At 67.6% G+C, this 26,287-nt stretch carries 26 protein-coding genes; 16 read left to right on the top strand and 10 right to left on the bottom strand.

All coding sequences use genetic code 11. From position 1 onward, the window contains the following. Window positions 1-79: 79 nt before the first annotated feature. Genes ACZYZE_RS08410 through ACZYZE_RS08390 form a run of 5 tightly spaced genes read left to right on the top strand, consistent with a single transcriptional unit; the run spans window position 80 to window position 3,240 of the window. Window positions 80-406: an ArsR/SmtB family transcription factor gene (locus ACZYZE_RS08410; RefSeq protein WP_459318912.1), complete on the top strand. Its 327-nt coding sequence runs from the start codon at window positions 80-82 to the stop codon at window positions 404-406. Beyond that, the gene (locus tag ACZYZE_RS08405; RefSeq protein ID WP_463907299.1) at window positions 403-1,257 is read left to right on the top strand and encodes a cation diffusion facilitator family transporter; all 855 of its coding nucleotides are present in this window, start codon (window positions 403-405) and stop codon (window positions 1,255-1,257) included. Before ACZYZE_RS08410 ends, ACZYZE_RS08405 begins: the two co-directional genes overlap by 4 nt. Before the next feature lie 3 nt (window positions 1,258-1,260). Beyond that, window positions 1,261-1,575, top strand: a complete 315-nt coding sequence (locus ACZYZE_RS08400) for a hypothetical protein (RefSeq protein ID WP_463907298.1) — start codon at window positions 1,261-1,263, stop codon at window positions 1,573-1,575. A 43-nt stretch (window positions 1,576-1,618) separates the two neighbouring features. Beyond that, window positions 1,619-2,545 carry a cation diffusion facilitator family transporter gene (locus ACZYZE_RS08395; protein WP_463907297.1) on the top strand — a complete coding sequence of 309 codons (927 nt, stop codon included), beginning with the start codon at window positions 1,619-1,621 and terminating at the stop codon, window positions 2,543-2,545. Beyond that, window positions 2,545-3,240 carry a DsbA family protein gene (locus ACZYZE_RS08390; RefSeq protein WP_463907296.1) on the top strand — a complete coding sequence of 232 codons (696 nt, stop codon included), beginning with the start codon at window positions 2,545-2,547 and terminating at the stop codon, window positions 3,238-3,240. The genes ACZYZE_RS08395 and ACZYZE_RS08390 overlap by 1 nt, the downstream gene beginning before the upstream one ends. A gap of 795 nt (window positions 3,241-4,035) precedes the next feature. Here ACZYZE_RS08390 and ACZYZE_RS08385 read toward each other — a convergent pair. Both ACZYZE_RS08385 and ACZYZE_RS08380 read right to left on the bottom strand, forming a co-directional pair. Beyond that, window positions 4,036-4,932, bottom strand: coding sequence for a pullulanase X25 domain-containing protein (locus ACZYZE_RS08385; RefSeq protein WP_463907295.1), 897 nt, complete (start codon window positions 4,930-4,932; stop codon window positions 4,036-4,038). 229 nt (window positions 4,933-5,161) lie between these two features. After that, window positions 5,162-6,253 (bottom strand): adenosine deaminase, encoded by a 1,092-nt coding sequence (locus ACZYZE_RS08380; RefSeq protein WP_459318906.1) that lies wholly within the window; start codon window positions 6,251-6,253, stop codon window positions 5,162-5,164. A 48-nt stretch (window positions 6,254-6,301) separates the two neighbouring features. Between ACZYZE_RS08380 and ACZYZE_RS08375 the strand changes: the two genes are divergently transcribed. Both ACZYZE_RS08375 and ACZYZE_RS08370 read left to right on the top strand, forming a co-directional pair. Next, entirely contained in the window at window positions 6,302-8,899 is a 2,598-nt protein-coding gene (locus tag ACZYZE_RS08375; RefSeq protein ID WP_463907294.1) for an excinuclease ABC subunit UvrA, read from the top strand. Between the two features lie 227 nt (window positions 8,900-9,126). Next, a complete protein-coding gene (locus ACZYZE_RS08370) occupies window positions 9,127-9,810 on the top strand; it encodes a transglycosylase family protein (protein ID WP_463907293.1) in 684 nt (227 codons plus the stop codon). A gap of 114 nt (window positions 9,811-9,924) precedes the next feature. Here the strand turns inward: ACZYZE_RS08370 and ACZYZE_RS08365 are convergent, their stop codons facing one another. Then, window positions 9,925-10,509: a hypothetical protein gene (locus ACZYZE_RS08365; RefSeq protein ID WP_459318903.1), complete on the bottom strand. Its 585-nt coding sequence runs from the start codon at window positions 10,507-10,509 to the stop codon at window positions 9,925-9,927. Window positions 10,510-10,654: 145 nt separating this feature from the next. Here ACZYZE_RS08365 and ACZYZE_RS08360 point away from each other — a divergent pair, with 145 nt between their 5' ends. After that, window positions 10,655-11,554 (top strand): MSMEG_6728 family protein, encoded by a 900-nt coding sequence (locus ACZYZE_RS08360; RefSeq protein ID WP_463907292.1) that lies wholly within the window; start codon window positions 10,655-10,657, stop codon window positions 11,552-11,554. Window positions 11,555-11,611: 57 nt separating this feature from the next. Here the strand turns inward: ACZYZE_RS08360 and ACZYZE_RS08355 are convergent, their stop codons facing one another. Continuing rightward, window positions 11,612-12,070 carry a hypothetical protein gene (locus ACZYZE_RS08355; RefSeq protein WP_463907291.1) on the bottom strand — a complete coding sequence of 153 codons (459 nt, stop codon included), beginning with the start codon at window positions 12,068-12,070 and terminating at the stop codon, window positions 11,612-11,614. A gap of 176 nt (window positions 12,071-12,246) precedes the next feature. Here ACZYZE_RS08355 and ACZYZE_RS08350 point away from each other — a divergent pair, with 176 nt between their 5' ends. Next, window positions 12,247-13,173: a response regulator transcription factor gene (locus ACZYZE_RS08350; RefSeq protein ID WP_463907290.1), complete on the top strand. Its 927-nt coding sequence runs from the start codon at window positions 12,247-12,249 to the stop codon at window positions 13,171-13,173. Window positions 13,174-13,272: 99 nt separating this feature from the next. Then, window positions 13,273-14,505, top strand: a complete 1,233-nt coding sequence (locus tag ACZYZE_RS08345) for a sensor histidine kinase (RefSeq protein ID WP_463907289.1) — start codon at window positions 13,273-13,275, stop codon at window positions 14,503-14,505. Here the strand turns inward: ACZYZE_RS08345 and ACZYZE_RS08340 are convergent. The 3 genes from ACZYZE_RS08340 to ACZYZE_RS08330 all read right to left on the bottom strand — a co-directional run bounded on the left by ACZYZE_RS08340 (window position 14,502) and on the right by ACZYZE_RS08330 (window position 16,267). Then, complete coding sequence (locus tag ACZYZE_RS08340) at window positions 14,502-14,903, bottom strand: hypothetical protein (protein WP_463907288.1); 402 nt, start codon at window positions 14,901-14,903, stop codon at window positions 14,502-14,504. The genes ACZYZE_RS08345 and ACZYZE_RS08340 overlap by 4 nt on opposite strands. Continuing rightward, on the bottom strand, window positions 14,900-15,424 hold the full coding sequence (locus ACZYZE_RS08335) for a signal peptidase I (protein WP_459318897.1): 525 nt from the start codon (window positions 15,422-15,424) through the stop codon (window positions 14,900-14,902). Before ACZYZE_RS08335 ends, ACZYZE_RS08340 begins: the two co-directional genes overlap by 4 nt. A 231-nt stretch (window positions 15,425-15,655) precedes the next feature. Continuing rightward, on the bottom strand, window positions 15,656-16,267 hold the full coding sequence (locus ACZYZE_RS08330) for a TasA family protein (protein WP_459318896.1): 612 nt from the start codon (window positions 16,265-16,267) through the stop codon (window positions 15,656-15,658). A 189-nt stretch (window positions 16,268-16,456) separates the two neighbouring features. Here ACZYZE_RS08330 and ACZYZE_RS08325 point away from each other — a divergent pair, with 189 nt between their 5' ends. From ACZYZE_RS08325 to ACZYZE_RS08300, 6 genes are all read left to right on the top strand, one after another. Continuing rightward, window positions 16,457-17,371 carry an SDR family oxidoreductase gene (locus tag ACZYZE_RS08325; protein WP_463907287.1) on the top strand — a complete coding sequence of 305 codons (915 nt, stop codon included), beginning with the start codon at window positions 16,457-16,459 and terminating at the stop codon, window positions 17,369-17,371. 45 nt (window positions 17,372-17,416) lie between these two features. Then, entirely contained in the window at window positions 17,417-17,806 is a 390-nt protein-coding gene (locus tag ACZYZE_RS08320) for a DUF1622 domain-containing protein (protein ID WP_463907286.1), read from the top strand. A 41-nt stretch (window positions 17,807-17,847) separates the two neighbouring features. Continuing rightward, the gene (locus tag ACZYZE_RS08315) at window positions 17,848-18,636 is read left to right on the top strand and encodes an isocitrate lyase/PEP mutase family protein (protein ID WP_463907285.1); all 789 of its coding nucleotides are present in this window, start codon (window positions 17,848-17,850) and stop codon (window positions 18,634-18,636) included. Between the two features lie 13 nt (window positions 18,637-18,649). Then, entirely contained in the window at window positions 18,650-19,384 is a 735-nt protein-coding gene (locus ACZYZE_RS08310) for a YqjF family protein (protein ID WP_463907284.1), read from the top strand. A 133-nt stretch (window positions 19,385-19,517) separates the two neighbouring features. Then, window positions 19,518-21,341, top strand: coding sequence for an HNH endonuclease signature motif containing protein (locus tag ACZYZE_RS08305; protein ID WP_463907283.1), 1,824 nt, complete (start codon window positions 19,518-19,520; stop codon window positions 21,339-21,341). A 120-nt stretch (window positions 21,342-21,461) separates the two neighbouring features. After that, on the top strand, window positions 21,462-22,523 hold the full coding sequence (locus tag ACZYZE_RS08300) for an alpha/beta hydrolase (protein WP_463907282.1): 1,062 nt from the start codon (window positions 21,462-21,464) through the stop codon (window positions 22,521-22,523). A 98-nt stretch (window positions 22,524-22,621) separates the two neighbouring features. On the opposite strand, the gene ACZYZE_RS08295 is transcribed toward ACZYZE_RS08300, so the two are convergent. From ACZYZE_RS08295 to ACZYZE_RS08285, 3 genes are all read right to left on the bottom strand, one after another. Next, complete coding sequence (locus ACZYZE_RS08295) at window positions 22,622-24,481, bottom strand: gamma-glutamyltransferase family protein (protein WP_463907373.1); 1,860 nt, start codon at window positions 24,479-24,481, stop codon at window positions 22,622-22,624. A gap of 145 nt (window positions 24,482-24,626) precedes the next feature. Continuing rightward, the gene (locus ACZYZE_RS08290; protein ID WP_326968074.1) at window positions 24,627-24,755 is read right to left on the bottom strand and encodes an MFS transporter small subunit; all 129 of its coding nucleotides are present in this window, start codon (window positions 24,753-24,755) and stop codon (window positions 24,627-24,629) included. Window position 24,756: 1 nt separating this feature from the next. Next, window positions 24,757-26,151: an OFA family MFS transporter gene (locus ACZYZE_RS08285; protein WP_459318889.1), complete on the bottom strand. Its 1,395-nt coding sequence runs from the start codon at window positions 26,149-26,151 to the stop codon at window positions 24,757-24,759. Window positions 26,152-26,287: the final 136 nt, after the last annotated feature.

The following is a 26,287-nucleotide window of genomic DNA, read 5'->3' as shown; positions in this document are numbered from 1 at the left end:
TCATCCGGGCCCGGGGCCGTGGAGCGCATCAAACCAGCACGCAATTGATTGAGTACACCCCTGCATGTACTTTGGAATCATGGAAACCCTCACGCACGCCCCGGTGCTGGCCCGGTTCGGCTTCGCCGTGTCCGATCCGACCAGGGCCCGGATACTCCTGGCCCTCGCTGACGCGCCCGCCCACCCGTCGGACCTCGCCGATTCCCTCGGAGTTTCACGGCAGAGCATGTCCAACCACCTGACATGCCTGCGTGGCTGCGGGCTGGTGGTTGCCGTCCCCGACGGCCGGCGGAACCGGTACGAGCTCGCCGACGCCCGGCTGGGCCACGCGATCCGGGACCTGATCGGCGTCGTCCTGGCCGTGGACCCGGCCTGCTGCGCCCCCGACGGGACGTGCCTGGCATGACGGCGCTCGATCTGGCGCCCGCAACAGACCGCCGCGCCGTGCTCAGCAGGCGTATCCGGATCTTGGCCGCCGCAACCATCAGCTACAACGTCATCGAAGCCATAGCCGCACTCTGGGCCGGCGGCGCGGCCGACTCGTCGGCGCTGATCGGCTTCGGCCTGGACTCCGTGATCGAGGTGGCGTCCGCCGTCGCCCTGTCCTGGCAGTTTGCCGCCAAGGACCCCGAACGGCGCGAGCACCTGACCCTGCGGATCATCGCCATCTCCTTCTTCGCCCTCGCCGCCTTCGTCACCCTTGACTCCGTGACGTCCCTGGCCGGCGGCGGCGAGGCACGGCATTCCACGCCGGGCATCGTGATCGCGGCCCTGAGCCTGGCCATCATGCCCGGGCTGTCCTGGCTGCAGCGCCGCGCCGGCCGCGAACTCGGCTCCCGGACGGCGGTGGCCGACTCCAAACAGACCCTGCTCTGCACCTACCTCTCCGCGGTGCTGCTCGCCGGGCTCGTGCTGAACAGCACCCTGGGCTGGTGGTGGGCCGACGCCGGCGCCGCCCTGGTCATCGCCGTCATCGCCATCCGCGAAGGCATCAACGCCTGGAAGGGCGACGTCTGCTGCACCGTTCCCCACAGTGCAGTCCCGTCCGCAGCGGCAGCAACCGGCGCCGAACCGGACCGCTGCTGTTCCGCCCCGGCTGTAGACCACGACGGCGGCACGGTTGTCCACGACTCATCTTCGGCCGCGGCGAAGGACCCCGAGGTGGGCGAGTCGTCCGTCTGTTGTGAGGGGTGTGCTTCCGGCCCCGAACCTCAGGCAGTCACCGTGGGCCCGGGTTTGGGCCGCAGGGACGCCTGAGTCATGGACTTCGAACTGCGCACCATTCCGGGCTGCCCGAACAGCGGCCCGGCCCTGGAACTATTCCGTGCCATCCTGGCGGCAGGAGGGATGGACGCCGAACACCTGACCCTCCGTGAGGTAACCTCCGAAGACGAGGCCACGGAACTCCAGTTCCACGGCTCCCCCTCGTTCATCGCGGAAGGACGTGACCTGTTTCCTGCGGAATCCGCACCGGCCCTGAGCTGCCGCATCTACCGCACCGGGACCGGTATCGCCGGAATTCCTTCCGCCGAGTCGTTGCTCACCGCGGTACGTGCCTTCGGCCCTCAATCGTGACCTGTCACCGGCCCATCGAACCCGACAACTTGGAGACACGCGCATGAGCGGTCATGACCACCACCATGGCGCTGTCGGTGCTTCCGGACCCGGTAACCGCGGCAAACTGATCATCGTCTTCGCCATCACGTTCACGGTCATGATCGCGGAAATCATCGGCTCGATCCTCGCCGGCAGCCTCGCGCTCCTGGCCGACGCCGGCCACATGTTCACAGATTCCACCGGGCTGCTCATCGCGCTCATCGCCGCGTCGCTGGCGCTGAAACCGGCCACGCTGAAACGGACGTGGGGATATAAGCGGGCCGAAATCGTTGCCGCAGCGGGCCAGGCAGCCCTGCTGCTCGGCGTCGGCGGCTTCGTCATCATCGAGGGAATCCGCCGGCTCTTCGAGCCTCCGGAGGTCGGCGGGGACACGATGCTCTGGTTCGGCATCATCGGTCTCGCCGGCAATGTTATCGGCCTCATCGTCCTCGCGTCCGGCCGGAACCACAACTTCAACATGAAGGCCGCGTTCCTCGAAGTGCTCAACGATGCGCTGGGGTCAGTGGCCGTGATCGTCGCGGCGATCATCATCGCCGTGACCGGCTGGGTCCAGGCTGACGCCGTCGTTTCCCTGTTCATCGGCGTCCTGATCATCCCCCGCACGCTCAAGCTGCTACGCGATACCGTGAACGTGCTGATGGAAAATGCACCTGCCGGCCTGGACATGGGCAAGGTCCGCGAACACATCCTGGCCTTGCCGCACGTGATCGACGTCCATGACCTGCACGCCTCCCTTGTTGCCTCGGGGACACCGGTCCTCTCGGCCCACGTCACCGTCGAGGACAGCTGCATGACGGACGGCCACGCCGCCACCATCCTCGCCGAACTGCAGCGCTGCGTGGCCGAACACTTCGACGTCAGCGTCGAACATTCCACCTTCCAAATCGAACCCGCCGCCCACCGCGACCAGGAAAGCATTCCGCACTGATGACACAGACCACCATGAAACCCGCCCCCGCCCCGAGAGACCCCGCTAAGAAGGCACGCCTTGTTATCTGGATCCTGCTGGGGTTTGTCGTCGCCGCTGGCGCGATCGGCTACGGGGTGTCAACCGCCAGCAGGCCGGCAGCGCCATCCCCGCAGCCGGCCGCCGACTCGCAACTGGTCCGCGAGGACAGCCACCGGGTTACTTCACCGGTCACGGAGAAAGCCCAGCTCGTCGAGTTCCTGGACTTCGAATGCGAGTCCTGCCGTGCAGCGCAGCCCCTCGTGGAGGAACTCAAGAAGGAGTACGGTGACCGGATCACCTTCGTGAACCGTTACTTCCCCCTGCCGGGACACCGGAACTCCGGCACGGCGGCCCTGGCCGTGGAATCTGCCGCGCAACAAGGCAAGTACGAGCAGATGTATGCCAAAATGTTCGAGACCCAGACCCAATGGGGCGAACAGCAGGATTCGCAGGCGCCGCTGTTCAGGACCTTCGCGCAGGAGCTGGGACTGGACCTGGGCAAGTATGACGCCGCTGTGGCGGATGAGCAGACCATTGACCGGATCCGCACGGACGTCGCCGATGGGAAGGCGCTTGGCGTGACCGGAACCCCGACATTTTTCCTCAACGGCAAAAAGCTGACGCTTAGCACCGAGGCAGACTTCCGCCAGAAACTGACCGACGCCGCAAAGTAGCAACCGTAGACCACTGCACATCTCCCGAGGGAGCTACCGTGGTCAACGGGCACTCACCCGGGAGGAGCGGCGCACCATGACACGACAGCGTGCGCCGTTCTGGTTCCTGCGCACCATGGTGGTCGCTGCTGCGGTCATATTCCTTGCCGCTGGAGCCCATATCCTCGCCGGTGGACAGTTGCCCCCTCCGCCGGGCCGGAAGTGCGCCGGCACCTGCCGGCTGACCTTGATGCGCCCATGCTGGCGCTTCACGTGAAATTCGCGTGTTCCCCTGCTGAGGAAAATGATCTGTGCACCCAACTTTGGACATCCGCGCAGTCGACGTCGGAAAATGACACTTGGGCCACCAACCGGAACAACGCGCGCACCGGAGCAGCCAGGCCTGACCTACCAGCCGGATCGACAACAAGCGAGGGAGCTCGGCATGACCATTCCACCACCCCACGAACCCGACCCGTTTCCGCCGGAGCCCGGCCCCACGACTCCGGAACCGGAGCCCGGGGACCCTTTCCCGCCGGAACCCGGACCGGTCCGGCCGCCATCGCCGATTCCGGAGCCGGGGCCTGCGCCGACGCCGGGGCCGTTCCCCACGCCCGGCCCGTTGCCGATCCCCGATCCGGGGCCGGTCCCGCCGCGGCCGGATCCCATGCGGTTCTAGGCGCCCGGCCTCGGCACGCGTCGCAGGTTCACGACGCGCAAAGTCGCCCGCGACGCGCAAAAGACCCTTCGACACCCGAATCCGGGTGTCGAAGGGTCTTTTGCGCGTCGGCAGGAAGAATGCGTGTCGCGAGCGAGCTACGGCAGGACGATGTCGCGGGTGACGTGGTTGTAGTGGATGACCAGCTGGCCGCCGCCGTGGCGCACTTCGTGATTGGCGCCGTCGAAGGCTCCGAACGCGCCGTAGTTCTCATCCCAGGAGCGGTTGAGGGCGATCTTGAAGCTATAGACACCGGCAGGGAGCTCAGCCGTGAGCTTCCAGAGCTGGTCAACGAGATCCAGTTCCATCTGGACCTCGTCGTACTGCGGCGCCCAGTTGGCGGGCGCGCCCAGCAGGACGTTGAAGTCACCGACGACGGCGACCGCCTCCGGCTGGTCGATGGTCTGGACGCTGGTGGCCGCTTCGGTGGCGCGAGCCGCAGCTGTAGGAGCTTCAGCCGAAGCACTAGCAGGAGCCTTGGCGGTGGCCTTAACTGCGGCCGTCCGCTTACGGACAACCTTGGCGACCGGGGCAACGGCCTCTTCGACCAGCTTGGCAGCCGCGCCGGCTACCTTCCCGGCGCCCTTCCCTGTAACTTTCGCAGCCTTCGGCGCCGGCTTCTGGGCTGGGGCAGACGGCAGCGGGGTGTCGGCCGGGACGGGAGTTCCGGCGTCGAGCGCTGCGGAGAAAGCGGCAGGGTCAGCGAACACGACCGTGGCGCGCTGGCCGTCGTCGGTGATAGTCCAGCCGGAACGGCCCTTGACGAGCCAGCCGGCCTTGACAAGCTTCGCCGTGGCAGTGGTCAGCGTCTTGTGTCCGCGGGGAATTCCACCGCTGAGCAGCTCACGCTCGAACTCGTTGAGCGGAACGCGTGTGATGGCCTCGCCCAGCACCGCTCCGGCGTTCAGTTTCTCGCCCGTCCATACCCCCTCTGCCAGAACATCCAGCACGGCCTTCAGCCGAAGGTTGGTGTTTTCCGCAGTGTTCGCGCCCATGGGTCTCCTCTAGCAGCAATTGATCCACCTGCATCTTGCCAAGGATGGGTGCGTTTTCGCGAGTAGAAACGGTTAACTTTGTGTGTCGTGACCCACTATTACACCCCAGCCGGGCGGGCACGAGGCCAACAAGACCCCCTACCCGCCAGTAGAAAACAACGCGGGGTCACTTACGGCCCATCCCGGGGCTCGGGATGGGCCGTAAGTGACCCCGCGTTGTTTGGTGCTGTTAGTGCCCGGACTCGGCCAGCTCGGCCAGCAGCTCCGTTTTGCGTTCATCGCTCGCGAAAGAGGAACGGATGGAGTTCGCCGCCATCCGCACGCAGTCGAACTCGGACAGCCCGATCACCGACTTCAGCTGCGCGAAGTTGTCATCCACGTACCCGCCGAAATACGCCGGATCGTCCGAATTCACGCTGACGTTCAGGCCCGCTGCGAGCATTGCCGCCAGCGGATGTTCCGCGAGGCTATCCACGGCCCGGAGCCGGACGTTGGACAGCGGGCACACTGTCAGCGGCATAAGCTCCTGCACCAGCCGTTCCACCAGCTCGGGGTCCTCCATACAGCGGATGCCGTGGTCGATCCGCTCGACCTCCAGGATGTCCAGGGCATCGATGATGTACGACGGCGGGCCCTCCTCGCCGGCGTGCGCGATCCGGTGCAGGCCTGCCTCCTTGGCCCGGGCGAACAGCCGCTGGAACTTGGCCGGCGGGTTGCCCACCTCGGCCGAGTCGAGGCCGATGCCGGCGATCGGCGCGTTCATCGCCAGCAGCTGGTCCAGCACCTCCAGCGCAGAGTCCTCGGGCAGATCCCGCAGGAAGGCGGCGATCAGCAGGGTTGAAATCCCGAACTCCTCGCGGGAGCCCGCCAGTACCGACGCCACGCCGTTGACGCAGGTCTCCAGCGACACGCCGCGGGACAGGTGCGCCTGCGGATCCAGCATGATCTCTGCGTGCCGGACCCCGGCGAGCGCGGCCCGGGCCAGGTAGGCCCGGGTCATGTCGGCGAAGTCCTGCTCGGTCCGCAGCACGGCCATGTTGGCGTAGTACAGGTCCAGGAACGACTGCAGGTCCGTGAACTCGTACCGCGAGCGCAGCTCGTCCAAGTCCGCATACGGCAGTTGGATCCCGTTCCGCTCGGCGAGAGCGAAGATCAGGTCCGGTTCCAGCGTTCCCTCGATGTGCAGGTGCAGCTCGGCAACCGGCAGCGGGCCGTGCACCTCCTCCGGGACCTCCGCGAAGTCCGGTGCCGCGGCCTGGGCCGGCTCTGAGCTGTCCGGTGCGGTGTCCTCGGCTTCGGCGCCGCCGTCGTAAGTTTTCATTCGGTAAGGATATGCCCGCGCGCGGCGGAGACCGATAGAGTCGAATCAATGCGAAATGAACAGCATGCTTCCGATCTGCCCGGCCCGCCCCTGGGGTTGACAGCCGACCACCCCACCGACGGCTTTGTCCGCGTGCGCGGCGCGCGGGAGAACAACCTGCGGAACGTGGACGTCGACGTCCCCCGCGACGCCATCGTCGCGTTCACCGGTGTCTCGGGTTCGGGCAAGTCCTCGTTGGCGTTCGGAACTATCTACGCCGAGGCGCAGCGCCGCTACTTCGAATCCGTGGCGCCCTACGCCCGCCGGCTCATCCAACAGGGACACAACCCCAAGGTGGAAATGATCACCGGGCTGCCGCCCGCCGTCGCGCTCCAGCAGCGCCGCGGCACACCCAGCTCGCGGTCCACCGTCGGCACGGTCACCACGCTCTCCAACTCCCTGCGCATGCTCTTCTCCCGCGCCGGCAGCTACCCCGACGGCGCCGGCCAGCTCGACTCGGACGCCTTCTCCCCCAACACCGCCGCCGGCGCCTGCCCGGTCTGCCATGGCCTGGGCATCGCGCACACCGTCACGGAATCCTCCCTGGTCCCGGACACCTCGCTCAGCGTCCGCGACGGCGCCATCGCGGCCTGGCCCGGCGCCTGGCAGGGCAAAAACCTGCGCGACATCCTCACCCACCTGGGCTACGACGTCGACACGCCGTGGCGCAAGCTGCCCAGGAAGCACCGCGACTGGATCCTGTTCACCGAGGAACAGCCCGTGGTGGAGGTGACGCCCCAGCGCGACCGCGTGGCCAAACCGTACAAGGGCCGTTTCTGGAGCGCCAAGAGCTACGTGCTGCACACCCTCGCCGATTCCAAGAGCACCACCATGCGCGACCGGGTGCTGCGCTTTATGGAAACCGGCCCGTGCCCGCGCTGCGGCGGCAGCGGACTGACCCCTGCCGCCCTCGCGGTAACCTTCGCGGGCCGGACCATCGCCGAGCTCAACGCCGTGCCGATGACCGAACTCGCCGGGATCATCCGCCCCACCACCGAGCTGAAGGCCGCCGGGACGGCCTCACGCAAGCAGACCTCCGGCGAAAGCAACGAGGTGGCCGTGGCCATCACCCGCGACCTCCTGCAGCGGGTCATGGTACTGGTTGACCTCGGCCTGGGCTACCTCGCCCTGGGCCGCGCCACGCCCACGCTCTCCCCCGGCGAAATGCAGCGCCTCCGGATCGCCACGCAGCTCCGCTCCGGCCTGTTCGGCGTGATCTACGTGCTGGATGAGCCCTCCGCCGGCCTGCACCCCGCCGACGCCGAGCCCCTCCTCGCGGTCCTGGACCAGCTCAAGTCCTCCGGCAATTCGGTGTTCGTGGTGGAGCACAACATGGACGTGGTGCGCCGCGCCGACTGGATCGTGGACGTTGGCCCGCGCGCCGGTGAAGGCGGCGGCGAGGTGCTCTACAGCGGCCCGGTGGCCGGCCTCGCCGGGGTGGAGGCGTCCGTGACCCGGCCGTTCCTGTTCCCTGACGGCTCCGGCAGTTCCGGGAAGAAGAATGACGACGACGGCCGTCCCTCCGCTCCGGCGGACGGCGACCGGCGGGAAGCGGCGGGCTGGCTGGAGCTGCGCGACATCAGCCGGCACAACCTGCGCGGGCTGGACGCGAACTTCCCGCTCGGTGTGCTGACGGCCGTCACGGGTGTCTCCGGTTCCGGCAAGTCGACCCTGGTCAGCCAGGTCCTGGCCGAGGTGGTGGGTGGCAGGCTGCACCCGGAAGCCGGATCCACTATGCCGGACACCTCCACCGGCGATGAGCCGGAGCTCAACGAACCCAGCGAGCCGTTGACGGTGGGACCCGTGTCCGGCCTGGACCACATCGACCGCCTCGTGAAGGTGGACCAGAAGCCGATCGGCCGCACCCCGCGCTCCAACCTCGCCACCTACACCGGCCTCTTTGACGCGGTCCGCAAGGAATTTGCGGCCACGGACGAGGCCAGGTCCCGGGGCTTCGGCGCCGGACGCTTCTCCTTCAACGTGGCCGGCGGGCGCTGCGAAACCTGCCAGGGTGAGGGCTTCGTGGCCGTCGAACTGCTGTTCCTGCCCGGCAGTTACGGCCCCTGCCCCGAGTGCCACGGCTCGCGCTACAACCCGGAAACCCTCGAGGTCGCCTACCGCGGCAAGAATGTGGCGGAGGTCCTGGGCATGACGGTCAACGCCGCCGCCGAGTTCCTGGCCGGGGTCCCGTCCGCCGCGCGCAGCCTGCAGACCCTGCGCGAGGTGGGTCTGGGCTACCTCCGCCTGGGCCAGCCCGCCACCGAGCTCTCCGGCGGCGAAGCGCAGCGGATCAAGCTCGCCACCGAACTGCAGCGCGCCCAGCGTGGCCACTCGCTCTATCTGCTGGACGAACCCACCACGGGACTGCACCCGGCCGACGTCGAGCTCCTCATGGCCCAGCTGCACCGCCTCGTCGACGCCGGCAACACGGTGATCGTTGTGGAACACGAGATGGACGTCGTGGCAGCGGCGGACTGGGTGATCGATCTCGGCCCGGCTGGGGGCGACGCCGGCGGCAGGATCATCGCCGCCGGGACGCCCGCCGCCGTCGCGCGTTCCAAGCGGAGCCGGACGGCGCCGTATCTGGCGGCGGTTCTCCGGGACTGAACCGGACCGGAAAATCCCCCAAAAATCACGTCTTGATAACGGCGGGGGCCTGCCTTAACCTAGGTTCCATGCCCGAGATCCGGGCAATGTATGCCCGGTGCTGCCACCACCAGATACTGCCCGACCGGCAGCCACCGAACACGACCTCTATTGTCAGGGGCGGGCAGTGGCGCGACAACGTCCGGGGACGGACCGAGCGCTGGTGGCCCTCAGGAGCATCTGTCGCCATGAAAAATTCAAGCTATCGCACAGCCGCGCGCCGCGGCATCACACTTGCGGCCGTCTCGATCGCCGGAGTCGCACTGTCCGCCACGGCCGCCAACGCAGCTGTCCCCACCACCACCGCCACGTCCGTCTGGGATTCCCTCGCCCAGTGCGAAAGCGGCGGAAATTGGGCCATCAACACAGGAAACGGGTACGCGGGCGGGTTGCAATTCAGCCCGGGCACGTGGGCGGCCCACGGCGGAACAGGGTCTGCGGCAAACGCCAGCCGCGAGCAGCAGATCGCCGTCGCCGAAAAGGTGCAGGCCGGCCAGGGCTGGGGAGCATGGCCTGCCTGCGCCGCAAAGCTCGGCTTGACCGGCGGCCGCTTGACCGGAGCCGCAGTAGCTCCGCCGAGCGCATCCACGGTGCAGCCGCCCGCTGCGGTTCCTGCCCCGGCGGCCAAGGTGCCGGCCAAGGTGCCGGCCCGGAGCGCCGCCCCCACGGCAGCCGCCCCGGCACCGCGCCACGTTGCGGCGGTCACCCTCAGTGGCCAGACGTACACAATCCAGGGCGGCGACACCCTGAGCAAGATCGCCGGGGAGCTCAACGTCCCCGGAGGCTGGCAAGTGCTCGCCGACGCCAACACCGCGACCATCAGCAACCCACATCTGGTGTTCCCCGGCCAGGTGCTGCAGCTGCCTGCCTAACGGCTAACTGGTTAAACCACGACGCCGGAGCGAACCCTTGCGGGTACGCTCCGGCGTCGTGGTTTGTCCCTTGGGTGACCGACTCTTGGTGAAGGTGCTGTTGGTGAAGCTCGCTCAGACGGCCCGCGGAATTTCGCGGACGATCCGAACCTTCCAGGCGGCGTCGTCGCTCGTGTCCAACAAGGCCACGGTGCCCATGGCAAGGTGCAGGGCGACCCGCTTGGCGGCGAGGAGCTCGAGGTAGAGGTTTTCGTTCATCCGGCCCGGGGCGTCGATGACGTACTTCACGGCGTCGCGGACCTTGCGGTAGTTGGCGCTCTGCTCCCGGTGGAGATGCAGTTCCAGCATCCGCCGCTGGCGGATCTTCGGCTCCTGGCGGTTCAGCCAGGACACCGCCGCGTGGACCGCCACCACGAGCGTCAGCGAGATGGCGTAGATCTCCCAGCCGCTGGAGAGCAGGAACAGGGGCAGGTTGGCGATCGCGACGACGGCGATGAAGAGGCGGAACGCGAGGATACGCCGCATGGTGAGGGCGAAGGTTGCCAGGGCCAGGCGGAAACCGTGTTGCTCCCTGCGCGCTGCCGAAGGATCGATCGTAAATTCTTCCAGCACCAGGATGCCGTTGGCTTCCGGGCTCAGCATTTTTCCGTACTTGGGCGCAAACGGCGCCGCAACTGTAGTTACTGCTTCATTCGACATGGGCGTGTCTTCCGGGCGGCAGGGGTATTTTGTGCTAGTTTACGCGCCGAAGCTGATAGCTGTCTGTCCCGTTCCGATATGTGAACACGCTCACCCGGAGCCCCCTCCAATTGGCGCATTGGCTCCGTGGCCCCAAACTGGACAGATGCAGACTTTTCTCCCCTTCCCCGATTTCCAGCAGAGCGCCGCGGTTTTGGACCGCGAGCGGCTCGGCAAGCAGCGCGTTGAAGCGCTGCAGATCCTCCGCGCGCTGGTAATCCCGGAGTACGGCTGGCAGTCGCACCCGGCCATCCGGATGTGGATGGGGTACGTTCCTGCGTTGACGCTCTACGGCCTCACGATGGTGGACGAGTGGACGGCCCGCGGCGGCGAGGACACCACGCGCGAGAAGATCATGGAGTTCGCGCCCCAGGCCGCGCACCCGGACTATGCGGCCAAAATTCCCATGCCGCCGTGGCTGGGCAACCCTGAGCTGCACCTCAGCCACCGCTCGCGGCTGATCAGCAAGGACTCCCGCTTCTACACCCCGTTGTTCCCTGGTACTGACCCGGATCTCGAATACGTCTGGCCTGAGCCGAAGCTCGACCTGGCGCCGGAGGATCCCGCCGGCGAGCGCATGTGGATCCTCCGCCTTCCGCTCGGCGACACCGACCCCGCGAAGCTGGACACCGTCAGCCTGCCCCTTGTGGGTCGTGCGAAGACCGCCGCCGACGACGACGAGTACCAGTTCGTCTACGCCGATTCCGGTGCCCGGCGCCCGGCGAAGCAGCGCAAGCTTCCGCCCAAGCAACTGGTCAAGAAGCCGACGCGGAAGCGCCAGCAGCAGGAAGAGGCGTTCAATACCCTGCCCGGCAACTCAATCGTGGCCGTCCCGATCGCCGGCGGCACTTCCTTCGCGGTGGGCAAGGTCCTGGGCCGGCCGATCACCGTAGACGGCCGCTTCGCGCGCAACTTCCAGGTGGACGAAATCCTTGACCGCTCGGCCTTCGACTACCCGGCGCTGCTGCAGGACCCCCGGGTCTTCTTCCCGATTCCCGCCAGGTAGCCGGCCTGCGGCCGCCGGCCTGCGTTCGACGGCGGCCGCCGGCCGGCGTAGGTCCATTCAGCAGTTGTAGGTCTTCTGATAGGCCGCCCCGGTCCAGCTGCCCAACTGGGCCTTGATCACCAGCGTGTAAGTTCCTGCCTTGGTGGAAGTTTTGGTGAAGCTGAATCCGCTGACGGAAACCGCCTTGCTGGTGGCGGTGCCATCGGGCGCCGTCACGGTCGCAAGGTACGACGTGGCCCGGCTGACGGGGGCAAAGCTGGTGATGCTGATCGTGATGCTGCGTGGGCTGTTATTGCAGGTACCGGTGCCCGTCGCCGTCGCCGGTGCGGGGATAGAATACGTTCCAACGCTCAGGGAAGCAGTGGTCCGGGCCGTGAACGTCGCATTGGCAAGCCCGGGTGCACAAAGCACCAAGGCAACGGCCACCGGCACAACCAGCAGACCGCGCAGCCGCACCAGCCATACGGGCGAGACCCGCGGGGCTGCCGAAGCTGTGCTGTGCTGGGCGACGGTCACTGGTTGCACTTTCTGTCGGGAGTGGTTTCCTAGGTCCAACCCTGACAGTCCAGCTTCAATTCGAAACCGGGTTCAAGTTCAACATTTGCTCAAGAACAACCCGTGTTAGCCTGAAACGGCTGTGACACATGGGGTGGGTGTGACGTGAAAGTCTCTTCATCTGAGAAGCTGGGGTTATGTCTGATTCGCCGGGTCAACTCCGCGCTGTCGTCGTAGACGATGACGGCGACATTCGCCTGCTGCTTCGCCGCACGCTGGAGATGCAGGGATTCGCGGTAGCCGAGGCCGCCTCCGGGGCTGAGGCGCTGCTCCGCATTGCCGAGCACCGGCCGGACATCGTGACCCTCGACCTGAACCTTCCTGATTTGGATGGCGTGGAAGTGTGCCGGCGGCTGCGCAAGTTTTCCGATGCCTACGTCATCATGATCACTGCCCGGGTGGACGAGATTGACGAACTGATCGGCTTGGAAACCGGCGCGGACGACTTCATCAGCAAGCCTTTCAGCCCCCGCACGGTCCAGGCGCGTGTGACCGCGGTGCTGCGCCGCCACCGCCCCACCCCGCAACGCCCTACACCGCTTCGCCGGGCCGCGGACTTCCGTCCGGTCACGGCCGGCACCTCCGCTTCCGAAACGGATCTGGCTCCCCGGCGCCGGGCCAGCGACGTCGCCGCCGACGTCGCGCCGGCCGGGAACCCCTCGGGGACGCACCTGCCACCGCAACGCCGGGCGAGCGACGTCACCGTCGCCGTCGCGCCGGGACTTGACCGCAACCCGACCGAAGACACTCACATCCTCAGGCACGGGCCGCTGGTGGTCGAGGTCGACGGCCGGATTGCGTCACTCGACGACGTCGAACTGGTGCTGACGCGCACGGAATTCGATCTTCTGGAAGCGTTGACCGGCGCGCCGCGGCGGGTGTGGACGCGAAAAGCCCTGCTGACCAAGGTGTGGGGCACCGAATGGGCCATGGATGAGCACCTGGTAGAAGTGCATATCGGCAACCTGCGCAGGAAGCTCGGCGACCAGGGCCGGGAGTCGCGGTTCATCCGCACTGTCCGCGGCGTTGGCTACCGGATGGCGCCGGCGGAAGAGGTGGCTTAGCTGGCCGCGGCATCGCCGGCCCGCTATGCGGCAGCTCACACGGCGGCGGCCGGCTCGGCAGCCGGCGCGGCAGCCGGTGCGGCGGAAGATCAGGCCGAGGTGACCCGGGATTCCCTGCTCACGGAGTACGGACTACCGCACCTCGAACCCCTCGCAGCCACGACGGGAGCCGGGGCGCCCGATACACTCGGTCAACTCCAGAAGCTGCTGGCCCTGGCCACCGCCACTACGGGCATCCCGTTCGGCGTCGTCAACATCATCACCGCGGACAAGCAGCACCACATTGCGGCTGTCGGGATCGACGCCGGAATGTGTTCCCGTGACGATTCGATGTGCGCCAGGGTCTTCCTCCGAGGCGAGACGACCGTGGTACCGGACGCGTCCCTGGACCCGCTGTTCCGGGATCACCCCTTTGTCACGGGGCAGCTTGCCGCCGTCAGGTTCTATGCTTCGGTCCCGCTCACGACGGCCGAGGGGTTCGTGCTTGGTTCGCTCTGTGTTTTTTCGCCCGCTCCCGCCGCGCTCTCTCCGGACCAGACGGCGGCCCTTGAAATCATCGCATCGCAGGTGGTGGAGGTGTTCGAGCTCCAGCACCATGCCCGTATGCTTGTCCGCAGCCTGGCAGAGGCCCGGCGCAGCAACGCGCTCCTGGAAGCGTTCGCCGGACGCATCAGCCACGATCTGCGCAATCCGCTGACCAGCGTCATCGGCTTCACCGAACTCGGTGAACTGAGAAACCCAACGGACGCGGAAGACTTCCGCATCATCGGCAGGACATCCCGCCGGATGCTGGCCATGGTGGACGATATCCTGTCCTTTTCCCGCATCGGCGGCGCGCTTCACCCCCAACGGGTGTCCCTCGCCGGGCTGGTCCGCGAAGTTCAAGAGGATCTGGCCTCCGGCATCAAGGAGGCCGGAGCGGAAATCAAGGTTTCAGATTTCGTCCTGCGAGGTGACGCCGGGCAGCTGCGCACTCTCCTTCAGAACCTCATCCAGAACGCCGTGGCCTACCGTCGCCCTGACATTCCGCTGAGGATCCTGGTCACGGCCGAGGACATCGCCGATGGGGTTGCCGTTCATGTGGCGGACAACGGCAAGGGCATTCCGGCAGAGGAGCGGAGCCACGTCACCGAGCCTCTCGTCCGGCTGCACGGCGCCGACGATCCGCCCGGTTTCGGGTTGGGGCTGGCAACGTGCGTCCGGATCGCGCAGGCCCACGGCGGACGGCTGGAGATCGGAGCGGCCCCCGGCGGCGGAACCACCGTCACGATTCTGCTGCCCGCAATGGCGCTCAACGGCGCCCCGCCGGCGGCAACAGGCATCGCCGGCTAAGACTCGGGGTGTGTCCAGGGCACGTCGAGCCCGGGCTTGGAGGAATCCAGGAGTGCGCTCAGGTGCTGGGCGAAGACCGCCGCACTTGAGTCGAGGTCCCCGGCAGCAGCCAGGGCCGCCTCGAGGTCGCCGGCGCGGATGCACCGCTCCACCGCCCGGCTGCGTCCCTCGAGCTGAATCGCTCCGGCCATGGCTGCCGATGTTGCCACGCTCAGGATCCCCACCAGGGCGCCCTCGCTCTTGCCTTCAAGCAGGCTTCGGTGGACACCTGACAGCCGGTAGGGCAGGCGTTCGATGAATCGGGAGACGAATCCAACGGCACAGGATCGCGAATCCAGCTCGACGGCGAGGCGGTCGATCCGCCGGGTGTCAAGAATCAGGCCGTCGCCGTAGTTCATGGACGGTTCACTTCCGGTGCCGCCGCATCATCCGGCATGGCCTGCTTGGCAGGCTTCTTCCAGATCGATGTCAGCAGCACGACGACGAGCAGGGCGGGCGCCCCGTACAGGAGGACGGACTGAATGAGAGGCTGGCGGAGCATCCGGATGCCGTCGCCGAGGTACGGGACAACGCCCGCTGTGGTGTACACGTAGTCCTCGGACAGGACAGCCGTCCACGGGTCCGGCCCGGGGTTGGCGTCGCCCTTGGTGGTGACGGAGGCCAGGCCTGCCGGGTCGCGGTTGATGCCGGTTACCCGGTGGGTTTCAATCCGATGATCATCAACCGGAATGCTGTAGGTGATGACGTCGCCAACGCTAAGTTCGGACACCGGAGTCCGCACACTGACCACAACATCGCCCGGGTTGATCCCCGGCGCCATGCTCCCGGTGAGCATGGTGGACGTCTGATAGTTCAGGAACCGTGGTCCCACGGCCAGGAAGAGGAACAGCAGGGCAGCAATCACCAGGCAGACCGTCAAGACAGCCCGTCCGACGGCGGCAACGGCCTGAGCGGCTGGCCTCCCGGCCCGAGGGAGGACGGACTCAGCCCGGCGCCGCCCGTGCGGTGCCGGCGCGTTACTGTCTGCCGTAGTTGGGCGGGCCCCCAACAGATTCATGGCGCTCACGGATGTTCCTCCTGCCGGCGTGGACACTGCTGGAATGGAAGGGACCCGGCCGCGTTCAGGCCGGGTCCCAGGTTGGGGAGGAGCTTACTTGCTGGTTGCTCCACGGAATGCTGCGTCGAAGCTGAACTTGATGGAGCTGTTCTTGCCCTGGAAGGTGTTGTCCGCTGCCACCGGAACAGACATCGTGACGCGCAGGAAGTCGGTGCTGCCTGCAGTCAGGGACCTGAGGGTGTTCGGCAGTGCGTAGACCCCGACCACTCGGCGCAGGGACAGCACCGTGGTGGGAGCACCTGATGAACACGTGTAGGTGAAGGAGGGGGACGCGCCGGCTTCAGTCCAGGCAACAGGGCAGCTGTCAATTTGGAGCTGAAGGCCGTTGGTGGCGTCCGTGTCCAGGACGGACGACGTCGTGGCGGAAGTGGTGAGAGTAAGCCCGGTCAGGTTCTGGTCGCCATTATTGAACAAGGTGACCGCGCGCTGCATAGTATCGCCCGGAATGGCGCCCGTCGCCGCCACATTGAGTCGGTCGCTGGCACCACCGACCAAGTTCACGGTTGCGGAATTGACCGCACTCGAGGCCGAGGTGCTAGCGGTGAAGCCACCGTAGGTGCCCATGCCGGCCACGCCGGCAGCTGCGGCGAGGAGTGCTGCGGAGGCAAGGACCTTGCTGGACGTGGACTTGAGGCTGAGACCCATCAGAGTTCCGTTCGTAGAGCCGGGCCATGAGCACCGGGCTAGGTGATTGTTGTAGCCGGCCCCCAAAGGCTGACAAGAACAACCATGCCCGGCTCCTTTCAAGGCAGGCCCTCGGCGGAAAACAAGATCACTTCAAGAATTCCTCAAGGTCGGCCGGAGCCCAGCCCGAAAGCTGGCAGACTTGCCGTCATGACTGTACTTCTGGCCGGTTGCGGCGATCTGGGCACCGAGGCCGGGCTGCGCTTTGCCGCCGCCGGCCACCGCGTGGTGGGCTGGCGGCGGTCACCGGCGAAACTTCCGGCTGCCATCGAAGGCGCCGCGGCTGACCTGAGCTCCGGCGAACTGCCGCCGGTCCCGTCGGACACCACCGCCGTCGTCGTCGCCATTGCGGCGGATTCCCCCACCGAGTCCGCCTACCGGGCCGCCTATGTGGAGGGACTGGCGAACGTGCTGGACGCCGTGCTGTCCTCCCCCGCGCCCGTCCGGCGCGTGCTGTTTGTCTCCTCCACCGCGGTGTACGGCGACGCCGACGGCGGCTGGATTGACGAGGGCACGACGCCGGAACCCGCCGGATTCTCGGGCCGCATCATCCGCGAGGCGGAAGAACTCCTGGCTAGCCGCCTGCACGGCACCGGGATTGCGCCGGTGGTGCTGCGGCTTGGCGGGATCTACGGTCCCGGGCGGACCCGGCTGATCGACCAGGTGCGCAGCGGTGCCGCCGTGATCCCGGCGGAATCGCGCTTCACCAACCGTATCCACCGCGACGACGCCGCGGCCGCGATTGTCCGGCTGTGCACCATGTCCGGGACGCCTGGCCCCTTGTACTTGGGGGTGGACAATGAACCGGCCGAGCTCGGCGAGGTGCTGCGCTTCCTGGCCGCCGAGCTGGGACTCCCGCAGCCGCCGTCGCGCATGGCTGACAGTGGCACGCGGACCGGCGGCACCACCGGCGGCGAGCCGTCGCAGGCGCGTGGGCCGATGCGCGGGGGCAACAAGCGCTGCAGCAACGCCCTGCTGCGCGGCACCGGATTCGAGTTCACCTACCCGAGCTTCCGGGAGGGCTACCGGGACATTCTCGCCGGCGTAGGCGTACGGTACCCCTAGGGTCTGCCCGGTCCAGTCACCACCCAGCTTTCAGTGAGGGGAGCCATGGAACTTCAGGAGATTATTGAAGCCGCCGGCCGGTACATGGATATGGCTGGCGTGGCCATCATGGTGATCGGCGCCGTTGTGTCCATCCCGATGGCAATGCGCGGATTCCAGCCACGGGGCCAGGCCCCCGGTTCCCAACCGCTCTCCGTCTACCGCTCCTACCGGCAACTGCTGGGCCGCTCCATCTTGCTCGGGCTGGAACTGCTCGTGGCAGCCGACATCATCCGGACCGTCGCCGTCGCACCCACCTACGAAAGCGTGGGTGTGCTGGCCATCATCGTCCTCATCCGGACGTTCCTGAGCTTCTCCCTCGAACTCGAAATTACCGGCCGATGGCCCTGGCAGCAGCAACCCGAAGGTTCCTCCACCGCGTCTTCTACGGGCTGAAAACCCTTCCGGGTGTCGCGGGCTCCCGTTAGGCTCGGGAAATGACTGATAACGCTTCTTCACTTGCCCTCAAAGCCACGGAGCTGCTCCGGCTCCACCAGGACCCCGAAATCGTGCAGGTAATCAATGTCTGGGACGCGATTTCCACGAAGGTGGTCGCTGATATTCCGGGCACCCGTGCGCTGGCCACAGCCAGCCACTCCATCGCCGCATCGCTAGGCTATGCGGACGGCGAGAATATCCCGCTGGAAGACATGATCGACGCCGTCCGGCTGATTGCCGCCGCGACGTCACTCCCGGTCAGCGCCGACCTCGAATCGGGCTACGGGAACCCCGGCGAGACTGTGCGCAAGGCGATTGGAGTCGGCGTCGTCGGCGCCAACATCGAGGACCAGATGCGCTCCCTCGGCGATGCCGTGGCGCAGATGAGCTCCGTGGTGCGGGCAGCCGAGGCCGAGGGCATCGACTTCGTTCTCAACGCCCGCACCGACGCCTTCCTGAAGGGCAAGGACAGGGATCCCGCCGCCGTACTGGCCGATGCCATTGAGCGCGGCCGTGCCTTCCTCGACGTGGGTGCGACGACGGTGTTTGTGCCGGGCCTGCTGGACGAGGCCACAGTTACCGCACTGGTGGACGGGATCGGCTGGAACAAGATTTCCGTGATTAATGTGCCCGGTTCCCTGGCCCCGACCAGGCTCCAGGAACTTGGTGTCGCCCGCATTTCGTACGGCCCGTGGACGCAGAGGGTGGCGCTGACGGCCTTGGCCGACGCCACGGAGGCGTTGTTGGCGGGCGGGACGCTGCCCGAGGGAATCCGGGCCCTGAACTAATGGGTCCCCACTGATGGGTCCCGATCCCTGGCCACGTGCCCCCGAGCTGCCGGCTCCGATCATCATGGATCAGCGGTGGACGGATGCCGTCTTTCTGCACTGGCGTATCCCTCAGGCCGTGGCTGCCCCGTTCATGCCTCCGGGTGTGGTCCCGGACGACTTCGACGGATCCGCCTGGGTGGGGCTGATCGGTTTCCGCATGCAGGGCGCCGGCCTTGGCCACGGGCCCGGGATTCCATACTTCGGGAGTTTCAACGAGATCAATGTGCGCCTCTACTCCCGGGAGCCGGACGGCACCCGGGGTGTGGTTTTCCTCAGCCTGGATGCCTCGCGCTTGGCTGTGGTGCTGGCTGCGCGGGCGGCCGGGATTCCTTATGTGTGGTCGCGGGCGAGGTTCCGTGCAGCAAACCCGGCGGACCCGTCTACCGGGTATTCGGTGCGTCGTTTTCGGGGAGGTGCCCGGAGCGATTTCGCGGTGTCCCCGGAGTTCGACGACGAAGCAACCGATCCGCTGTCCGTCCACCTCACCGCCCGGTTCGGACTGCATACCCGCTTCCGCGGCAAGACCCTCTACGTTCCGAACACGCACAGCGCGTGGCCGCTGTACCAGGCGCGCGTGACCGTCTTGGAGGACCGGCTCATCGCTGCAACGGGCATCAGTGTGGCAGGGCCCCCCGAATCGGTGCTGTTCTCACCCGGAATACGCACGCAGTTTGGCCGGCCGCGGGTCCTGGGCGGCGGGCACTGAACCGCTGGTGCTCGTTCCGCGTGACCTGAAACGCGCGTCCTCATTCCGCGTGACGGCGGGCAATCTGGCGCCGGAGGTGCCCGTCGAGCATGGTGTGGCCCTTATCGTCGGACCCCCTTCGTAGAGTGGAGTTATGGAAACCGTCGGGGAATTCATTCCTTTCCAGGACACGGATCCGGGCCCAGCCCGGGCCGGGGTTCCGGGCGCAGCCCGGGACGAACAGCCTGGCGTGGACAGCGCGCTCGCGTTGCTCCGGGGAGTGAGCGCGTCGGCGGCACGGGACGCGGCGTTGTGGGGATACCGGGCTGCCTCGGACTTCGCCGGCCGGGTGGAAGAGCTCTCACGGACAGTGGAGTATCTGCAGCTCGTGGCGGCCGCCGCCGTGGACCGGACCAGGAAGCAGTCCGCGGCCGCGGCCTCGAAGGGCATCGCCTCGTGGACCACCGGCTGGCGCGACACCCCCGGCGCTGGCGCAGGCTGGCAGGACGGCGCGGCCGCAGTTGCGGCTGCGGCCACAGCGGTGGATGTGGATGCGGATGCCGATGCGATTGCCGCGGACGACGGCTACCGGAACACCACCGAGTTCCTTCGGGCGCGGCTGCGGATCAGCGCGTCCGAGGCACGCCGCCGGCTCTCGCTCGCAGAGAGCCTCCTGCCGCGGCAGGGAATCGCCGGCCGGCAACTCCCTCCCGCGCACCAGGAACTCGGCGCCGCCGTCGCCTCCGGAGAGGTCGCGTCCCGGGCCGGGACCATCATCGCCATCGCCCTGGACCATGTCCGGCACATCTGCGATGCCGGAGCCGCGGCCCGGATGGAACACGCCCTGACGCTCACCGCCGCCGAGAACGACCCGGACTTCCTGGTCCGCGTGGCACGGAGCTGGACCGATGCCATGGACCAGGACGGCGCCGAACCCTCGGAAGAACTCCTGCGCCAGATCCAGGGCGCCTTCATCCGTAAAACCCGCCATGGCCTCCACCATGTCGAGATTTTCGCGACCGCCGAACAATTCGAACACCTCCTCACCGTCATGAACACCGCCACGAACCCCCGCACCGGCGGCACGCAGGCAGCCGGACCTGCGGCCGGTTCGGGTTCCGCAGCGGGTGCGGGTTCCGCAGCGGGTGCGGGCTCCACAGCGGGTGCGGGCTCCGCGGCCGCTGGGGACGGCCCCGCCGCGGTATCAGCGAGCGTTTCGGGCGCTGCCGGCCTGTCAACTGCCACGGATGCCTGGGTGTCCGCCGGCGTTTCAGCCGCCGCAGGCACCCCGGAAGACGACCCCGGCGCGGCGCGCCTGGACCTCCGCTCGCGGGCGCAGAAGCTCCTCGACGGCCTCGTCGGCGCCTGCAAAGTCGCCCTCGCCTCGGGTTCACTGCCCGCCGCCGGCGGACTCCGCCCGCAGGTCATGGTCACCATCGATTACCGGGATCTGCTGGCCCGGCTCGCGACGGCCGAGCGCGAAACTCCTTCCCGAACAGCCTCCTACGGTCCCACCTCCCCCGGGCGGCCGGCGGCACACACCGGAACCCTGCTGTTCACCGGACCCGTCACCGCCTCCACCGCCCGCAGGATCGCCTGCGACGCGGACATCATCCCGGTCCTGCTCGGCGGTGACGGCCGGATCCTGGACATCGGCCGGGCCTCAAGGATCTTCCCGCCACACATCCGCAAAGCCATCACCGCCCGCGATCAGGGCTGCGCCTTCCCCGGCTGCACTATCCCGGCCCCCTGGTGCGAAGCCCACCACATCAGCTACTGGTCCCGCGGCGGCACCACCAGCACAGACAACGGCACCATGCTCTGCTCCCACCACCACCACATCATCCACAAGGAACAATGGACCATCCAGATCCGCACCGGAATCCCCTGGTTCATCCCGCCCCCGCACCTGGACCCGCGGCAAAGACCCCGACGCAACCACTACTTCCGGCCCGCAGATCTCGACACGTCCGAGTGAGCACGGTCCAGCCCGAAGTCCCTCGCACCCGTACGGTGCTCAAAGCGCTGAACCGAGCGCGCTGAACGGGGTCGCTGAACCGAAGCCCGGTTATCTCGATCATGGAGATAACATCGAACTGTGAAGGACACTCCGGTGAACCCGCAGAAACCGCCAGCACCCCAGCGCCCTGGCTCCGCGGCAACAGCCCCTGCTCCAGCCCTGGCCCCGGCCCCGGCCCCGGCGAAACCAAGCGGGTCGAAAGTCTCCGGCGGAGCGAAGAAGTCAGCGGCCCTGAACTGGAGCGGGGCAATCGTGGCCGCGGCATTGATCGTGGTGCCGCTGTGGATGCTCCTGGACAACAGCGCGGTGCTGGCCGGCCACCCTGCCCTCCCCTCGCTGCTGCTGGCCACCGTTGCTCTCGGTACGCTCTGGGCTTTGATCCTGCTCAAACGATGGAATCGCCTCCGCGCGGTGTCGCGCTCGCTTCTTTTGCGCGGCTTCACGGGCCGGCTGCTGGCTCTGGGCCTCGTCGCGGCCATGGCCTGGCTGAGCCCCTTCGCGTACCAGCCGCCCGGTACCGGCGGCCGGAGCATCGGGACCACCACCGAGGACGCCACCTCGATCGCCCTCGCCCCGGAGGGCAAAGCCGGCGCTGGCCTCGTGTTCTACCCCGGTGCGAGGGTCGACGCGCATGCCTACCGGGACGTCCTCGGTCCGCTCGCGAACGCAGGCTATCTGGTGGTCATCCTGAAAGAACCGCTGGGCCTGTCCCTGCTGGACCCAAGCCAGGCCCGTGGGGTTATGGACCGCCACCCGGAAATCACGTCCTGGGCGGTCGGCGGCCATTCACTCGGCGGAGTGAGCGCGTCGTCCTTTGCGAAAGCAAACGACGACGTTGCCGGGCTCCTGCTGTTTGCCTCGTACCCAGCGGACAATATGGCGGCCGCCGACGGCGTGTCGGTTCTCTCGGTCTCCGGGTCCCACGACGGCTTCAGCACTCCGGACAAGATCGCCTCCTCGAAGACCCGGCTCCCGGCCTCGACCGAATATGTGGTGGTGGAGGGCGGAGTGCACGCGTTCTTCGGGGACTACGGCGAGCAGCCCGGCGACGGCGAACCCGGCATCTCCCGCGAGCTCGCTCAGCAGCAAATCGCCGCGGCGTCGCTCCGCTTCATGGACCGGCTCCGCACCCCAGGCTAATGCGAGTTCGCGAAAGGACCCCTCCTAGGGCACCAGGGTGTTCGGCGCCGCTTCGGGATCCAGCCCTCTACGAGATCGTCGGCGCCCATCAGGCGTGGCTAACGCCCGGCGGCATACCCCTGCGCGCCGCGCGGATTCGCTGCCGACTGAAGGACTCCCGTCTTCGGGTCACGGACGACGGCGGACAGCCGCCCCAGCGTCCAGCCGCCCGTCCTGGTGACGATATGCCCGCGGCGCTCGAGCCCTGCGATCACGTCCCCGCCCAGACGGTCCTCGACGACGGCGCCGCCCGGCTCCCAGGTGCGCGGCCAGAACGAACCCGGGATCGACGTCGTGTGGAACGTGGGGGCGTCGATCGCCTGCTGCGGTGAGTAACCGCCCACGATGGTGCGCAGCAGATACGGCAGTTGCCACTGATCCTGTTGGTCGCCGCCAGGTGAGCCCAGCGCGGTCACGGCGTGGCCGTCGCGGAGCACGAGGGTGGGCGTCAGCGTCGTGCGCGGCCGCTGGCCCGGTGTCAACGTGGAGGGTGTGCCGGGTTCCAGCCAGGTCATCTGCAGCCGGGTGCCCAGGCAGAAGCCCAGCTCCGGGATGGCCGGCGAGGACTGCAGCCAGCCGCCGGACGGCGTGGCCGAGACCATGTTGCCCCAGCGGTCCACGACGTCAATATGGCAGGTGTCGCCGCGGGTCTCCCCGCTCGGCGCTACGGTGGGCTCCCCCACACCGAGTCCGGCGGACCCCGTCCCGTCGGTGCCTGCCCCCGCGTGCGCCGGCGGCGTGTAGTGGGTGCGCAGGGGCGGCAAATACGGCTCGCGCCCCGGCACCCGGCCTGGCCGGAATTCGTGTGAGGCCCGCTCCCCGATCAGCGATCGGCGGCCTGCGCAGTACACCTCGGACAAAAGATATTCCAACGGAACGTCGGTGTCACCGTAGTAGGCTTCCCGGTCGGCGAGCGCGAGCTTCTGGACCTCCAGGATGGTATGCGCCCCGAGTTCGGTGGACGGGTCGAGGTATCGGTTATCGAACCCTTCGAGAAGGGCGAGCGCCTGAAGCAGCGCCGGACCTTGGCCCCACGGCCCCGTCTTGGCGATCGTGTGCCCCCGGAACTCGACCGTGGCCGCCGGTTCGTAGCCGGCTTCGAACCCCGCGAGATCCTCCAGCGCAAGGACACCGCGATGATCCGTGCCGGAGGAATGCCGGTGCGGGGTCCGGGCCGAGTCCACCATGGCCCTGGCAACGAAGCCCGCGCGCCACTCGCGCCGAGCGGCGTCGATCCCGGCCTGGCGGGAGTGCTCGCGGAAGTGTCGGCGGGAGTGCCCTGGGGAGCGGCTCCCCGACGGCTCAACCGGCCCCGACGGCTCAACCGGCCCCGACGACTCAACCGACCCGGCAGCCCCGGCGTCGACCAGTCGCTGCAGCGTCCGGGCGTAGGCCGGATTCTTCACCAGCTCCCCTTCAGCCGGAATCCGCCCGCCGGGCATCCACAGTTCGGCCGAGGTGGGCCAGTGCGCCTGGAACAACGCGGAGACGGCAGCGATCGTCGTCCCGACCCGCCCCAGCATCGGGTGCCCGTCCCGCGCATAGCCGATAGCAAAGTCCAGAACCTCGCCCAGTTCCCAGGTTCCGTGGTCGCGCAGGAGCAGGAGCCAGGCGTCGACGGCGGCAGGCACCGCCGCGGCCAGCGCCCCCGAGCCGGGAACGAGGTCCAGCCCCTCGGCGAGGTAGTGCTCCACGGTGGCTCCGGCCGGGGCGGGCCCCTGGCCCATCAGGACCATGGGTGTGCCGGGCGCGGCCGCGGTGACGAAGACGCCGGTCATGTCCCCACCCGGGCCGTTCAGGTGCGGCTCCACGACGTGCAGCACGAACGCTCCCGCCGTGGCCGCGTCGAACGCGTTCCCGCCGCGTTCCAGCACTGCCTGCGCTGCCGCCGTCGCAAGCCAGTGCGTGGACGCGCTCATCCCGAAGGTGCCCTGCAGCGTCGGCCGGGTGGTGAACTGCTCGGGGCAGGTGAAGACGGCCGGGTTGGCGGGAACTGTGTCCGCCAGCGGTAGACCGGTTGCCGCGGAACCCGGGGGAACCGACGTTGCACCTGTTGCCGCGGTGTCAGCCAAACAGGGCCGCCACGCGGGTCAGGGTCTCGTACACGCCGTACCCCAGCGGCACGCCGACGAGGGCCCAGGCGATCGCCAGTTTCCCGGTGGACGGTTTCACCGACGTCTGTGCAGCACTCATCTCAAGCCTCCATGGCGGGTTCTTCGGACTGGACACGGTCCGGGCGTGGTTCGTGGAAGCGCGCATCCACGGGCTTGACCAGCAGGTTCGCCACGAAACCTATCACCAGCAGCCCCACCATGGTCAGCAGCGCGGGCTGGTAGGACGCGGCGGTCAACTGGCCCGGCTTGCCCTGCGCGTCAAGGAACGCATTGACGATCAGCGGTCCGGCGATGCCCGCCGCGGACCAGGCCGTCAGGAGGCGGCCGTGGATGGCCCCGACCTGGAAGGTGCCGAAGAGGTCGCGCAGGTAGGCCGGGACGGTCGCGAAACCGCCGCCGTAGAAGGAAATGATGATGAAGGCCAGGATCACGTAGAGCGCCGTGGTGGTGGACCCGGCCAGCGCCAGCACGGTGTAGAGCACTGCCCCCACGCCGAGGTACATCATGTAGATCTTCTTGCGGCCGGTGATGTCCGAGGTCGCGGACCAGGCGAAGCGGCCCGACATATTGCCAATAGAGAGCAACCCGACGAATCCGGAGGCGACGGCGGCACTGACCAGCGATACGCCGTCGGACTGGCGGAAGAAGTCCTGGATCATCGGCGCGGCCTGTTCCAGGATCCCGATTCCGGCTGTGACATTGCAGAACAAGGCGATCCAGACAAGCCAGAACTGCCTGGTCTTGACGGCATTCTTGGCGGACACGTTGTCCGTGGTGACGAGTTTCGAGGCCTTGACCTTGGCCGGGTCGAAACCGGAGGGCTTCCAGCCCTCGGCGGGCACCTTGATGGTGAAGGCGCCGAACATCATGTAGGCCAGATAGACGAGGGCGAGGGTCAGGAACAGCTTGCCCACCGAGTCGCCGCTGGCCACCCAGCCCTTGGCGCCGGAGTTGGGATCGTACATTTTCAGCAGCGCCGTGGAGACCGGGCTGGCGATCAGGGCGCCGCCGCCGAAGCCCATGATGGCCATGCCCGTGGCGAGTCCGGGACGGTCGGGGAACCATTTGATCAGGGTGGAAACCGGGGAGATGTAGCCGATGCCCAGGCCGATCCCGCCGACGAAGCCGTAGCCGAGGTACACGAGCCAGAGCTGGCCGCTGAAGATGCCAAGCGAGCCGATCAGGAAGCCGCTGGCCCAGAATACGGCCGAGGTGAACATCGCCTTGCGCGGGCCGTTCTTGTCCACCCAGGTGCCCATGATGGCGGCGGAGAGGCCCAGCATCACGATCGCGATGGAGAAGATCACGCCGATTTCGGTCAGGCTGGCCCCGAAGTGCTTCACCAGCGCCGTCTTGTAGACACTCGTGGCGTAGGCCTGGCCGATGCACAGATGCACGGCGAGCGCCGCGGGAGGCACCAGCCACCGGTTGAATCCCGGTGGTGCGATGGTTCGTTCACGGTCCAGCCAGCCCATAGTTGCTTCCCTTGCGTGTTGACGTCGGTGTCCCAGCGGCATAGAGGCGAAAGGCCCGCAGCGGGGCCGTGCCTCCGGCAATCATGGTGCAGATCATCAGCAAACGTACTATTTATGCGCCGAGCGGTAGGAAATC

Source organism: Pseudarthrobacter woesei (assembly GCF_055412745.1).
Note: the sequence above shows the minus strand (reverse complement) of the source record. Positions and strands in the feature narration are given on the sequence as shown.

Excerpts from the sequence above, each read along its gene's own strand:
- ACZYZE_RS08410 (WP_459318912.1), top strand. The coding sequence starts at position 80 with ATGGAAACCCTCACGCACGCCCCGGTGCTGGCCCGGTTCGGCTTCGCC.
- ACZYZE_RS08405 (WP_463907299.1), top strand. The coding sequence starts at position 403 with ATGACGGCGCTCGATCTGGCGCCCGCAACAGACCGCCGCGCCGTGCTC.
- ACZYZE_RS08400 (WP_463907298.1), top strand. The coding sequence starts at position 1,261 with ATGGACTTCGAACTGCGCACCATTCCGGGCTGCCCGAACAGCGGCCCG.
- ACZYZE_RS08395 (WP_463907297.1), top strand. The coding sequence starts at position 1,619 with ATGAGCGGTCATGACCACCACCATGGCGCTGTCGGTGCTTCCGGACCC.
- ACZYZE_RS08390 (WP_463907296.1), top strand. The coding sequence starts at position 2,545 with ATGACACAGACCACCATGAAACCCGCCCCCGCCCCGAGAGACCCCGCT.
- ACZYZE_RS08385 (WP_463907295.1), bottom strand. The coding sequence starts at position 4,932 with ATGGGCGCGAACACTGCGGAAAACACCAACCTTCGGCTGAAGGCCGTG.
- ACZYZE_RS08380 (WP_459318906.1), bottom strand. The coding sequence starts at position 6,253 with ATGAAAACTTACGACGGCGGCGCCGAAGCCGAGGACACCGCACCGGAC.
- ACZYZE_RS08375 (WP_463907294.1), top strand. The coding sequence starts at position 6,302 with ATGCGAAATGAACAGCATGCTTCCGATCTGCCCGGCCCGCCCCTGGGG.
- ACZYZE_RS08370 (WP_463907293.1), top strand. The coding sequence starts at position 9,127 with ATGAAAAATTCAAGCTATCGCACAGCCGCGCGCCGCGGCATCACACTT.
- ACZYZE_RS08365 (WP_459318903.1), bottom strand. The coding sequence starts at position 10,509 with ATGTCGAATGAAGCAGTAACTACAGTTGCGGCGCCGTTTGCGCCCAAG.
- ACZYZE_RS08360 (WP_463907292.1), top strand. The coding sequence starts at position 10,655 with ATGCAGACTTTTCTCCCCTTCCCCGATTTCCAGCAGAGCGCCGCGGTT.
- ACZYZE_RS08350 (WP_463907290.1), top strand. The coding sequence starts at position 12,247 with ATGTCTGATTCGCCGGGTCAACTCCGCGCTGTCGTCGTAGACGATGAC.
- ACZYZE_RS08340 (WP_463907288.1), bottom strand. The coding sequence starts at position 14,903 with ATGAACTACGGCGACGGCCTGATTCTTGACACCCGGCGGATCGACCGC.
- ACZYZE_RS08330 (WP_459318896.1), bottom strand. The coding sequence starts at position 16,267 with ATGGGTCTCAGCCTCAAGTCCACGTCCAGCAAGGTCCTTGCCTCCGCA.
- ACZYZE_RS08325 (WP_463907287.1), top strand. The coding sequence starts at position 16,457 with ATGACTGTACTTCTGGCCGGTTGCGGCGATCTGGGCACCGAGGCCGGG.
- ACZYZE_RS08320 (WP_463907286.1), top strand. The coding sequence starts at position 17,417 with ATGGAACTTCAGGAGATTATTGAAGCCGCCGGCCGGTACATGGATATG.
- ACZYZE_RS08315 (WP_463907285.1), top strand. The coding sequence starts at position 17,848 with ATGACTGATAACGCTTCTTCACTTGCCCTCAAAGCCACGGAGCTGCTC.
- ACZYZE_RS08310 (WP_463907284.1), top strand. The coding sequence starts at position 18,650 with ATGGGTCCCGATCCCTGGCCACGTGCCCCCGAGCTGCCGGCTCCGATC.
- ACZYZE_RS08305 (WP_463907283.1), top strand. The coding sequence starts at position 19,518 with ATGGAAACCGTCGGGGAATTCATTCCTTTCCAGGACACGGATCCGGGC.
- ACZYZE_RS08295 (WP_463907373.1), bottom strand. The coding sequence starts at position 24,481 with ATGAGCGCGTCCACGCACTGGCTTGCGACGGCGGCAGCGCAGGCAGTG.
- ACZYZE_RS08290 (WP_326968074.1), bottom strand. The coding sequence starts at position 24,755 with ATGAGTGCTGCACAGACGTCGGTGAAACCGTCCACCGGGAAACTGGCG.
- ACZYZE_RS08285 (WP_459318889.1), bottom strand. The coding sequence starts at position 26,151 with ATGGGCTGGCTGGACCGTGAACGAACCATCGCACCACCGGGATTCAAC.